Raw genomic sequence first — 11,600 nt, 5'->3', positions numbered from 1 at the left:
TGCTCAGCACGGAAAGGCAGGCACAAGTCTGGGCGCCAACTCTCCTCCACGCATGAAACCGACGCTAAGAAATTGGATTGAAGTTGACTCTCCGTTCTCCTCCCTGGACCAAACGAGAAGACGAATTGCTGCGCGAGCTTGTTGATGCAGGCTCACCCGTGAAATCCATTTGCGAAACGCTTAACAGGTCCGAGCCAGAGCTTCGTAGCCGCGGCTACTGCATTGGCCTACCAAGGAAATGGTTTAAGCGAACAGCCGCCATCTGACGCGGAGGCGGCGGTTATAGGTAATTCTATTGAACCGGCCTCTCAGTAGCGGCAGATCTCCGAGGCCGCGTTGTCTATATCGGCCACGACCTCATGGATGAGGGTGCGCACAATCCGCTTCTTGAGGCGAGCATCCGTCGTCGGCGCAGCCCAGACCGTTTTGAGGTTCGAGACCAGAACGCCGAGCGAGGCTGCTGCGGCTGGGACGCATCTATCCGGGCAAGACGACGTGGGGACCAGCCCATATGAGATGGCTGACATCGCAGAAACCCGAGCATCGCGAGCAGCGCAGTAAGCGCTTAGCCGTCACCCTATGGACGCAGGCTTGACGCTTTGCGGAATCGCCACGGCATGAGGTCTTCGATTCTGCTATGGGGATGGCCATCGATAATGGCCTCGAGTGTTTCGGCGATGTAGGCGGCCGGGTTGACGTCGTTGAGCTTGCAGGTGGCGACGAGCGACGCAAGCAAGGCCCAATTTTCAGCTCCAACCTCATGCCCGGCGAAGAGAGCATTTTTTCTGGTCAGGCAGACTGGCCGGATGGCGTTCTCGACCGGGTTCGTGTCGAGCTCGAGGCGCCCGTCTTCGAGGAAGCGGGTCAGCCCCTGCCAGTGATTGAGCGCGTAGCGGATGTCCTCGGCGAGCGTCGAACCGCTGGAGATCATCGACAGCTGTTTCTCGAACCAAGGCTTTAACGCGGCGATCATGGGCAGCGAGTGCTCCCTACGCGCGGCCAGCCGGATGTCCGGCGATGAGCCGCGCACCATGGCTTCGATGGCGTAAAGCTGTGCGATGTGCCGAACGGCGGCCTCGGCGATCGGCGATTTGCTGTTACGGGCCAATTTGACGAAGCGCCGGCGCAAATGGCTCCAGCAATGCACGAGCGTCCACGGCCCTTGCGGTCGAGCGACTTCGGTTAGCCGGTCATAACCGTCATAGGCATCGCATTGCAGGAAGTGTCCGCAAAAGCCATCCAGGAACTGCTCCGCAAAGGCACCGCTGCGACCGGGGGCATATCGGAACAGCACGATCGGCGGACTTGGACCGCTGTGGCCGCGGTCGTCGGAGACGATCGCCTAGAAGTAGCCTTTCTTCGTTTGGCCACGCCCGGGATCGAGCACCGGCGCCGTGGTTTCGTCCATGAACAGACGATCCGCCATGGCTAGGCGGTGGCGCATGTGGTCCGCGATGGGCTGAAGATGGAAGCAGGCGCGGCCGGACCAGTTGCCCAGTGTCGCCCGATCAAGTCGGATGCCCTGGCGCGCATAGATCTCGGCCTGGCGGTAAAACGGCGTATGGTCGCCAAACTTGGAGACGATCACGTGCGCAATCGCCGCTTCGGTCGGCAGCCCGCTGGGCACGACGTGCTCCGGTGCGTGCGCCTGCACGACAGGGCCCGAGCAGTGGCGACAGATGTATTTCGGGCGGCGCGTGACCAACACCCGCCATTGCGCCGGGATCACGTCGAGGCGTTTGCTGACGTCCTCGCCGATCTTCGTCATGGCGCCGCAACCGCACGGACAGAGCGTGCTCGCAGGCTCGATGATCCGTTCCACCCGCGGCAAATGGGCAGGCAACAGCCGCGATTGCGATGAGAACCTTGATCCGGCACGCTCCGCGAGCGGCCCTTGATCACAGCCTCGGCTCTTTCCTGCGCCGCGTCCAGAATGCCCTGCGCGATCTCCACGTCTTCCAACGGTAAGTGATACTGATCTGGCCGCAGCTTCTCGGACTTCGCGCCGAACTTTTCGCGGCGCAATTCGCCGAGGATGACCTCCAGCCGACGTCGGGCTTCTTCCGACGCCGCCAGCGCCCCCTGATGCTCGCTCAAGGCCGCCTGCGTTTGCGCCAAAAGCGCTTTCAGTTGTTCATTTTCGTCGCGCAGCTGCGGACTGGTGCCGTCCTTGCGCAGAATTACGAGATTGCAGGGAGATCACTCATGATAGAGCTGCGCAATCGAGTTGTTCAAGTCAGCAGCTTCGGTGATCCGGAGAGGCTGGAGGTGATCGACGCTCCCCTGCCGACAGCTGGTCGGGGAGAGGTGCGGGTCCGTGTAATCGCGTCAAGCCTCAATTACACCGAGGTGTTGATCAGGCGCCACCTATACCCGCAAACGATGCGCCTCCGCCCGCCGTTCGTAATGGGTTACGACGTCGTCGGGATAATCGATCAGCTCGGTGAGGACGTGCACGATTTTCAGATTGGCGACCGCGTGGCCGACATGACTGTGGTCGGGTCAAACGCCGATTATCGTACGCTTCGGGCGAACGACGTGGCCCGCGTGCCGATAGACGTAGACGCAGCGGAGGCGGCCACCCTGATCTTGAGCTGGACGACCGCGTACCAGCTTCTGCACCGCGCGGCCCGGGTGCAGCCAGGTCAGCGCGTGCTGGTGCACGGCGCCGCTGGCGCTGTCGGCCAGGCGCTGCTCATCCTTGGAAGGCTGGCCGGTCTCGAGCTGTGGGGTACCGTGCGCGGCGAGCACATGGTGCTCGTCCGAGAGCTGGGGGCAACGCCGATCGACTGCGAACATGAGGACTTCACGCGCGTCGTGTCGGGCGGATTCGACGTCGTCGTCGATGGAATTGGCGAAGACGGCTATCGCCGCTCATACGGAGCGCTCAAGCCAGGCGGCCTGCTCTGCGCCATCGGCTTCTCTGCGAGTGTGCAGGCACAGCGCGGCATGTTCCCCATCCTGATGGAGATTGCGCGCCTGTACCTGTGGAGGCTGTTGCCCAGCGGCAAGCGCGCTCGCTTTTACTCGGTCAATGCGATGCGGGCGCGACATCCGACCTGGTTCAAGGATGACTTGGAGCGGCTGTTCGAGCTTTTGGCAACTCGCGCCATCCGGCCGCGCGTCGCCGAGCGGATCTCCTTCAACGAGGTCACCGAGGCTCACCGCCGCCTCGAGGCGGGGGGTCTCGAGGGCAAGCTCGTGCTGTGTCCGGATCTCGCACCCCGATCCGTGAATGCCGCAACAGAAGCTCAGGGACGGCCGATTAGGCTCCATAGGCCGCCCAGCAGAACTGCACATAGAAAAACCGCTGTAGAGGCCCAGGGAATGTCCAGAGCGAACGTGATCCGCCCGATGTTGTAGGCAAACGCGGCAAATGCCAAACACCAGCGCCGAAAAGATGATATCAATCGGCTTGTGGTGATCGCGTAGGCCGACATTGGCCACGTAATAGCCTGTGCTGTCCGCCGTCAGGACCTGTGAGACGGGGAGGATTTCTGGTTCATCGTAGCCACCGTTTCAAGATGCCGCTGGCCCGCTTCACGCCGGTGGATATCTCATGGGAGAAGCGCTCGGCTTGCCCCACCACACGGCTCGTCGAGTTCAACAGCCGCGGTAGCCTTGCTTGAGCCTCTCGTGATTGAGCGGTCCTTTGGCACGCGCGGTTCGCGAGATATCGAGCAGGCGCAGTTTTACGCTTCGCGTTCGGTCGCGCCGTTTGGTTCCGGCCGCGACGACGATCAAACAACCCGCGCTCGCGCCGTCTCCGCAACCCCGGCCAGCTCCGACGCCGCGAGCGCTACCATCAAGACGCGCCGATCAAAGGGGTCCCCTTTGGGGTCTGACTCACATCTGATGATTTTGTCTGCCGAGTTTGCGGTTCTCCAACGGGGGAATCAGCCATGCGAGTCGGTATTCGAATCTCGTCGCTTGTGCCGAGTGGGTTGGTTATCGAGAGCGTAAGTGAGTCATCTGACTCGATTATTTTAGCCGTCCGATCCGAGGGCGATGCAGCCGGGTGCCCACTGTGCGGGGCGAGATCGCGCCGAAGCCATAGCCGATATGACAGACGAGTCGCGGATTTGCCGTGTTCCGGGAAGGAAATACGGCTCCGCGTGATCACGCGGCGCTTCGTTTGCGAGGTGCCTCAGTGTCGGCGACGGATTTTCGCTGAACGGTTCGGGGACGATATTCTCCCGACCCGGTCGCGCCGGACGGCACGGCTGGAATGTATCGTCCACCATCTGGGGCTGGCACTCGGCGGCAGACCAGCGGCGAGCTTCGCTAAACGGCTGATGCTGCCGGTCAGCAACGATACGTTGCTTCGGGTTGTCAGGCGACGAACCCGCCCGCGAACGGAGCCTCTGATCGTCGCCGGCATTGACGACTGGGCTTTTCGCAAGAACCATCGCTACGGAACAATCGTGTGCGATCTGGAGAGGCGGCGGATCGTAACCCTGCTTCCAGATCGCGAGATTGCAACGGTGCGGGCTTGGCTTTCCGACCATCCGGAGATCAGGGTCGTATCGCGCGACCGTGGCGGCGGCTACGGTGAGGCCGCGGCAAAGGCGCTGCCCGACGCCGTCCAGGTCGCCGACCGTTGGCACCTGATGGAGAACGCAAGCGCGGCCTTCCTCAACGCGGTGCGCCGTTCCATGCGGGTGATCCGCGCCGCAATCGGTGCGACGACGATCAATCCAAAACTGCTCACTTGCGCGGAAAGGCTGCAGTATGAAGGATATCTCCGGCGCAAGCAGACGAATGCCGCCATCATGGAGCTCGTCAGAGACGCTGTGCCACTCAAGGAGATTGTCCGTCGAACAGGACACAGCCGTAAACTCGTTCGCCAAGTCAGTCGCGGCGAGAGTACAGATGTCTTCCGGACCCGGCAAAGCACGCTCGATGCCCACTTGCCCTTTCTGGATGCGCAATGGAGCGAGGGCTGCCGTAACGGCGCAGAGCTCTGGCGTCGTTTGCAAGGGCAAGGCTTCCGAGGCTCCTTGCGTGTAGTCAGTGAGTGGACGACACGGCGACGACGGGCCGAGAAGGCGACCAATCAACAACTGCAAAAAGTTCCATCCGCGAGAACAATCTCACGATTGATGACCACGGCGCGCGACAATCTCAGCAAAGCAGATACGATCACCATCGCCGCCATCGAGGCGCGCGTTCCCACACTCGTCGAAGCCCGCATGCTCGTCGAAAGCTTTCAGGCCATGGTACGCAAGAAGCTCTTCGCTGATCTCGATCCGTGGATCGCCACCGCCAGCTTGAGCCTGATCGCCTCTTTTGCGAGTGGCATCATCAGGGACAAAGCCGCCGTCCGTGCCGCCATCACCGAGCCTTGGTCCAATGGCCAGACAGAAGGGCAGATCACTAAACTAAAGCTCGTAAAACGCCAGATGTATGGACGGGCGAAGATCGACCTCCTGCAAGCCCGCTTGAAAGGCGCCATCTAGTACCCACTTTTCTTGGAACGTGAGTCGTGATTCAAGGTCGGGATGATACCCGAAGCAAGAGAAGTCCACCTTTCGAGGAAAGATCGCAAGGTGCTTGAGGCGTGCTGTCGCTCACCGGTGACGTTGCAGCGCGATTTGAAGCGGGCGCGGATAGTTCTGTTGGCGGCGGATGGGCGCAGCACCCGGTCGATCGCCAAGGAAGTTGGGGTCCAGCCGCGGATTGTCAGCCTTTGGCGGCATCGCTATGCCGACCATGGCCTTGAAGGGCTGCAAGACAAGCCGCGGCCTGGCAAGCAGCCGATCTATACGAAGACGACCGACAAGCGGATTCTGAAGCTGCTGGATAAGCCGCCACCGCAAGGGTTTGCGCGCTGGACCGGCCCCCTGCTGGCCGAGGCGCTGGGCGATGTCGATGTCCAATATGTCTGGCGGTTCCTGCGCAGCCACAAGATTGACCTAGTGGCTCGCAAGTCCTGGTGCGAGAGCAACGACCCGAACTTTACGGCCAAAGCCGCCGATGTTGTCGGCCTCTATGTCGCGCCGCCGGCGAAGGCCATTGTGCTGTGCGTGGACGAGAAGTCCTCGATCCAGGCTTTGGAGCGAGCGCAGGGTTATCTGAAGTTGCCCAATGGCCGCGCCTTGACCGGCCAAAGCCACGATTACAAGCGGCATGGCACCACAACATTGTTTGCGGCGCTCGAAGTCGCCACCGGAAAGATCATCGCGACCCATTCAAAACGCCGGCGCCGCGTCGAGTTTCTCGATTTCATGAACAGCGTCACCGCGGCTTTTCCGAACCGCAAGCTTCACGTCATCCTCGACAACCTCAACACCCATAAAAAGAACGAGGACTGGCTCAAGGCCCACCCCAACGTGCAATTTCATTTCACGCCGACAAGTGCGTCATGGCTCAATCAGGTCGAAGTATGGTTTTCCATCTTGCAGGGGCAGTCGCTCAGCGGCACCTCCTTCACGAGCCTCAAGCAGCTTCAGGAACACATCGATGCCTACGTCAACGCATACAACGACAGAGCCGAGCCCTTCGTCTGGACCAAGAAAAAGGTCCGTCAACGCCGTTTCAAAGGCCGCCGTATCACTCAGCTCTGATTCCGGGTACTAGGGTCCAGACTCAATTGAGCCAATATGCGACGAGAGCGGCGAGATGAACAGCGGCCAAAAAATTACGGGCGAGCTTGTCATATCGCGTGGCGATGCGCCGGAAGTCCTTGAGCCTGCAAAAGCAGCGTTCGATGACATTTCGTCCTTTGTAGGCGCGTTTGTTGAAGCGATGGATGACGACACGGTTAGATTTATTGGGGATTACGGGCTTGGCGCCACGACGAATGATTTCGCCGCGAAGCTTGTCGCCATCATACCCTTTGTCGGCGAGGAGCACGCTCATGGGTGGCGCGAGCGCCAGGACATCGGGAGCCGCAGCGATATCGGCATCCTGGCCTGGAGTCAGATGCAGGACGACCGGCCGGCAGAGCGGATCGCTCAGCGCATGGATTTTTGTCGTGCGGCCTCCGCGCGAGCGGCCGATTGCTTGATTGTGCTCCCCCCTTTTCCGCCGGAGGCACACCGGTGAGCTTTAATCGAGGTCGAGTCGAGCGACAGTACGACGCCGTCTTCGCCAGGCTTGGCCAGCGCTTCGAAGATTGCGCACCATCGTCCTCGCTTGGCCCAGCGATTGAAGCGATTGTAGATCGTCGTGTAAGGGCCGTATTCACGTGGACAATCACGCCATCGTGCACCCGATTGCAGCATGTGAATGATGCCGCTGACGATGCGTCGGTCGTCGTCCCGATCCGGCCCCGTCAGTCCCCTCGGCAGATGCGGTTCGATACGCGCCCATTGCCTGTCGTTCAGCCAAAACAAACCAGCGCGCATTCTCTCGCCCCCGAATCAACACGTAGGCAAGAGAATCACGTGGCGCTATTTAGGTACAGACCCTAGTGTCTGCCATATCGCGTGCCTTGGAAAGGAAGCGCAGCAAGGTTAATTCAGATCATCTCGTCGCGCGGGTTAGGATAGAGGGAGTAACTCCGTTGGCTTGGCGGATTCGCCGGGACACGGATCTGCTGAAGGCGGAAGCGGACGACAGAGCCTCGGTCATTGGGACCTGCTGGGTTGAGAAGCTGGAGATCGTCTGCCGTCCGGCCGAGCGTTGGGAGGAGCCATCCGAGGATCGCTCTTCGAGCTCCGCCGCGTGATCGAGGAGGACATACTCACCTCCGACGCCTTCCAGAACGAACTCGTCGGCATGGCTCAGGAGATAAGAGCGCAGCTCCCGCCGGAAAGCCGCGACGCCTTCGGCGCCGACGAGGCGTCGTTCAGGGAGGCGCTCACGCGCCTGGTGCGTGACGGAGCGGAAAGCGTGATGGCGCGCCTTGAGCCTACCGGCGAGGGCGGCTGAGTCATGCGCCTGCGCCGCCTCGACCTCACCCGGTACGGGAAATTCACCGACCACAGCATCGATTTCGGCGAACGGCCCATCGATCAGCCGGACCTGCATGTCATCTACGGACCGAACGAAGCCGGCAAATCGACCGCCTTTACCGCGTTTCTCGACTTGTTGTTCGGAATCGCGACGCAGAGTCCGTTCGATTTCCTCCACCCCTATTCCACCATGCGGATTGGCGGAGCGCTGGAGTTCGGCGGTGAAACGCGGGAGTTCGCGCGCATCAAGCGGCCGCAGAACAGCCTGCTCGACGCCGATGATCGCCCTATCCCGGAAAGCGCAATTCGCGGCGAACTCGGCGGCATCGAGCGTGACGCCTATCGCACCATGTTCTCGCTCGACGACGAGACACTCGAGAAGGGCGGCGAAAGCATTCTGGCAAGTAAGGGCGATATCGGACAATTGCTGTTTTCTGCGAGTGCAGGCCTTTCTCATCTCAGCCAAAAGCTCATCGATCTCAAGGCCGAGGCAGATGGCTTCTACAAATTTCGGGCGCGCAGCGGCGCACTCGTGGATCTCAAGACGCGGCTTGCGGAGTTAAAGGCAGAGCGGGAGAAATTCGACACTCTGGCCTCGGATCACGCCCGGCTCGTTGAAAGCCTGGATCGGTCCAAGAAGCACTATGATGAGGCCGTCACCGAACGCACCCGCACTCGTGGACGCATCGACGAGGGTACCGTCAAGTTAACGAATTGGAGCGGCGGAGGGGGTAGACGAGCGGCATGCGGACTGCCAAGGCCCCTCTTTATCGCCGCCATAGCTTCCCTCCGGAAGTGATCAGCTATGCCGTTTGGTTGTATTTCCGGTTTCCCTTAAGCTTGCGCATGGTCGAGGAAATGCTGGCGGCGCGTGGCATTGGCGTGACCTATGAAACCGTGCGCCAGTGGGGACGGAAATTCGGCAAGCCGTTTCTCCGATCGGATCCGCCAGCGCGCTCCCGCTCGCGGTGACAAATGGCATCTGGACGAGGTCGTTATCTCGATCGCGGGCGAACAACATTGGCTCTGGCGCGCTGTCGACCAGAATGGCTTCGTTCTCGACGTCTTGATCCAGCGCCGGAAGAGACTCGCGCGCTGCGCAGCGGCTCATGAAGAAGCTCTTGAAATCCGCCGGCACGCCGCCGCGCGTGATGATCACGGACAAACTCCGTTCGTACGGCGCTGCGAGGGCGAAGATGGGCTTTCACGTCGAACATGGCCAGCACAAAGCTCTCAACAATCGGGCCGATAATTCTCATCAGCCGACGCCGCGACGCGAGCGGATCATGAAGCGTTTCAAATCGTCCCGTCAGGCTCAACGGTTTCTGGCAGTTCACGATCAGGTCGCGAACCTTTTCCACATCCCCGGAGCTGTCACCGCCGACTTCCGTCGTGCTTCGCGCGAGCGAGCCTTTGCGACTTGGCGCCAGATCTCCATGACAAGCGCTATCGCCGACTCTCGACCTCTGAGAATCCCCTCCTTCGGCTCGGCGGTCGATTAAGTTGACGATGCCGGTTCTCGTCTTCGTTGCGCCACGCGTCGATTGTCTCGGGCTGCCTAGCTAGTACCCGGAATCAGAGCTGAGTGATACGGCGGCCTTTGAAACGGCGTTGACGGACCTTTTTCTTGGTCCAGACGAAGGGCTCGGCTCTGTCGTTGTATGCGTTGACGTAGGCATCGATGTGTTCCTGAAGCTGCTTGAGGCTCGTGAAGGAGGTGCCGCTGAGCGACTGCCCCTGCAAGATGGAAAACCATACTTCGACCTGATTGAGCCATGACGCACTTGTCGGCGTGAAATGAAATTGCACGTTGGGGTGGGCCTTGAGCCAGTCCTCGTTCTTTTTATGGGTGTTGAGGTTGTCGAGGATGACGTGAAGCTTGCGGTTCGGAAAAGCCGCGGTGACGCTGTTCATGAAATCGAGAAACTCGACGCGGCGCCGGCGTTTTGAATGGGTCGCGATGATCTTTCCGGTGGCGACTTCGAGCGCCGCAAACAATGTTGTGGTGCCATGCCGCTTGTAATCGTGGCTTTGGCCGGTCAAGGCGCGGCCATTGGGCAACTTCAGATAACCCTGCGCTCGCTCCAAAGCCTGGATCGAGGGCTTCTCGTCCACGCACAGCACAATGGCCTTCGCCGGCGGCGCGACATAGAGGCCGACAACATCGGCGGCTTTGGCCGTAAAGTTCGGGTCGTTGCTCTCGCACCAGGACTTGCGAGCCACCAGGTCAATCTTGTGGCTGCGCAGGAACCGCCAGACATATTGGACATCGACATCGCCCAGCGCCTCGGCCAGCAGGGGGCCGGTCCAGCGCGCAAACCCTTGCGGTGGCGGCTTATCCAGCAGCTTCAGAATCCGCTTGTCGGTCGTCTTCGTATAGATCGGCTGCTTGCCAGGCCGCGGCTTGTCTTGCAGCCCTTCAAGGCCATGGTCGGCATAGCGATGCCGCCAAAGGCTGACAATCCGCGGCTGGACCCCAACTTCCTTGGCGATCGACCGGGTGCTGCGCCCATCCGCCGCCAACAGAACTATCCGCGCCCGCTTCAAATCGCGCTGCAACGTCACCGGTGAGCGACAGCACGCCTCAAGCACCTTGCGATCTTTCCTCGAAAGGTGGACTTCTCTTGCTTCGGGTATCATCCCGACCTTGAATCACGACTCACGTTCCAAGAAAAGTGGGTACTAGTACCCGGAATCAGAGCTGAGTGATACGGCGGCCTTTGAAGCGGCGTTGACGGACCTTTTTCTTGGTCCAGACGAAGGGCTCGGCTTTGTCGTTGTACGCGTTGACGTAGGCGTCGATGTGTTCCTGAAGCTGCTTGAGGCTGTAAAGGAGATGCCGCTAAGCGACTGCCCCTGCAGGATCGAAAACCATACCTCGACCTGATTGAGCCAGGACGCACTTGTCGGCGTGAAATGAAATTGCACGTTGGGGTGGGCCTTAAGCCAGTCCTCGTTCTTCTTGTGGGTGTTGAGGTTGTCGAGGATGACGTGAAGCTGGCGGTTCGGAAAGGCCGCGGTGAGGCTGTCCATGAAATCGAGAAACTCGACGCGGCGACGGCGTTTTGAATGCGTTGCGATGATCTTTCCGGTGGCGACTTCGAGCGCCGCAAACAATGTTGTGGTGCCATGCCGCTTGTAATCGTGGCTCTGGCCGGTCAAGGCGCGGCCACTGGGCAACGTCAGATAACCTTGCGCTCGCTCCAAAGCCTGGATCGAAGGCTTCTCGTCCACGCATAGCACATAGCCTTCGCCGGCGGGGCGACGTAAAGGCCAACGACATCGGCGGCTTTGGCCGTAAAGGCTTTGGCCGTAAAGTTCGGGTCGTTGCCTTCGCACCAGGACTTGCGAGCTGCGAGGTCAATCTTGTGGCTGCGCAGGAACCGCCAGACATATTGGACGTCAACATCGTCCAGCGCCTCGGCCAGCAGAGGACCGGTCCAGCGCGCAAACCCGTGCGGCGGCGGCTTATCCAACAGCTTCAGAATCCGCTTGTCGGTCGTCTTCGTATAGATCGGCTGCTTGCCCGGCCGCGGCTTGTCTTGCAGCCCTTCAAGGCCATGGTCGGCATAGCGATGCCGCCAAAGGCTGACAATCCGCGGCTGGACCCCGACTTCCTTGGCGATCGACCGGGTACTGCGCCCATCCGCCGCCAACAGAACTATCCGCGCCCGCATCAAATCGCGCTGCAACGTCACCGGA

Annotated in this window: 7 protein-coding genes and 4 pseudogenes; 6 read left to right on the top strand and 5 right to left on the bottom strand. The window is 60.6% G+C overall.

Translation table 11 applies throughout. The features are described from left to right. Positions 1 to 577: 577 nt before the first annotated feature. Positions 578 to 2,118, bottom strand: a pseudogene (gene tnpC, locus ABIF91_RS43680) (IS66 family transposase). An 87-nt stretch (positions 2,119 to 2,205) separates the two neighbouring features. Here tnpC and ABIF91_RS43675 point away from each other — a divergent pair. Further along, positions 2,206 to 3,363, top strand: a complete 1,158-nt coding sequence (locus ABIF91_RS43675) for a medium chain dehydrogenase/reductase family protein (RefSeq protein WP_080660089.1) — start codon at positions 2,206 to 2,208, stop codon at positions 3,361 to 3,363. Between the two features lie 151 nt (positions 3,364 to 3,514). Here ABIF91_RS43675 and ABIF91_RS43670 read toward each other — a convergent pair. Further along, positions 3,515 to 3,741, bottom strand: a pseudogene (locus ABIF91_RS43670) (ISNCY family transposase); the annotation flags it as partial. A 161-nt stretch (positions 3,742 to 3,902) separates the two neighbouring features. On the opposite strand from ABIF91_RS43670, the gene ABIF91_RS43665 reads away from it, so the two are divergent. Together ABIF91_RS43665 and ABIF91_RS43660 are read left to right on the top strand one after the other, a co-directional pair. Beyond that, on the top strand, positions 3,903 to 5,459 hold the full coding sequence (locus ABIF91_RS43665; protein WP_028181979.1) for an ISL3 family transposase: 1,557 nt from the start codon (positions 3,903 to 3,905) through the stop codon (positions 5,457 to 5,459). 42 nt (positions 5,460 to 5,501) lie between these two features. Continuing rightward, positions 5,502 to 6,566 (top strand): IS630-like element ISRj1 family transposase, encoded by a 1,065-nt coding sequence (locus tag ABIF91_RS43660; protein WP_396604630.1) that lies wholly within the window; start codon positions 5,502 to 5,504, stop codon positions 6,564 to 6,566. Positions 6,567 to 6,588: 22 nt separating this feature from the next. Here the strand turns inward: ABIF91_RS43660 and ABIF91_RS43655 are convergent. Beyond that, positions 6,589 to 7,349 (bottom strand): IS5 family transposase gene (locus ABIF91_RS43655; RefSeq protein ID WP_110115998.1). Its coding sequence is split into 2 segments (ribosomal slippage): positions 6,589 to 7,010 and positions 7,010 to 7,349, totalling 762 coding nucleotides; the frame shifts between segments, so codons are not numbered across the junction. A gap of 319 nt (positions 7,350 to 7,668) precedes the next feature. On the opposite strand from ABIF91_RS43655, the gene ABIF91_RS43650 reads away from it, so the two are divergent. From ABIF91_RS43650 to ABIF91_RS43640, 3 genes and pseudogenes are all read left to right on the top strand, one after another. Then, positions 7,669 to 7,875 (top strand): hypothetical protein, encoded by a 207-nt coding sequence (locus ABIF91_RS43650; RefSeq protein WP_424579874.1) that lies wholly within the window; start codon positions 7,669 to 7,671, stop codon positions 7,873 to 7,875. A gap of 3 nt (positions 7,876 to 7,878) precedes the next feature. Beyond that, positions 7,879 to 8,697, top strand: coding sequence for an AAA family ATPase (locus ABIF91_RS43645; RefSeq protein WP_028181693.1), 819 nt, complete (start codon positions 7,879 to 7,881; stop codon positions 8,695 to 8,697). Beyond that, positions 8,643 to 9,400, top strand: a pseudogene (locus ABIF91_RS43640) (IS6 family transposase). The gene ABIF91_RS43645 and the pseudogene ABIF91_RS43640 overlap by 55 nt, the downstream one beginning before the upstream one ends. Before the next feature lie 73 nt (positions 9,401 to 9,473). Here ABIF91_RS43640 and ABIF91_RS43635 read toward each other — a convergent pair. Both ABIF91_RS43635 and ABIF91_RS43630 read right to left on the bottom strand, forming a co-directional pair. Then, a complete protein-coding gene (locus tag ABIF91_RS43635) occupies positions 9,474 to 10,538 on the bottom strand; it encodes an IS630-like element ISRj1 family transposase (protein WP_026192128.1) in 1,065 nt (354 codons plus the stop codon). Between the two features lie 42 nt (positions 10,539 to 10,580). Further along, positions 10,581 to 11,575, bottom strand: a pseudogene (locus ABIF91_RS43630) (IS630 family transposase). Positions 11,576 to 11,600: the final 25 nt, after the last annotated feature.

Source organism: Bradyrhizobium sp. USDA 241 (genome assembly GCF_049739505.1).
Classification (GTDB): Bacteria; Pseudomonadota; Alphaproteobacteria; order Rhizobiales; family Xanthobacteraceae; genus Bradyrhizobium; species Bradyrhizobium liaoningense.
Note: the sequence above shows the minus strand (reverse complement) of the source record. Positions and strands in the feature narration are given on the sequence as shown.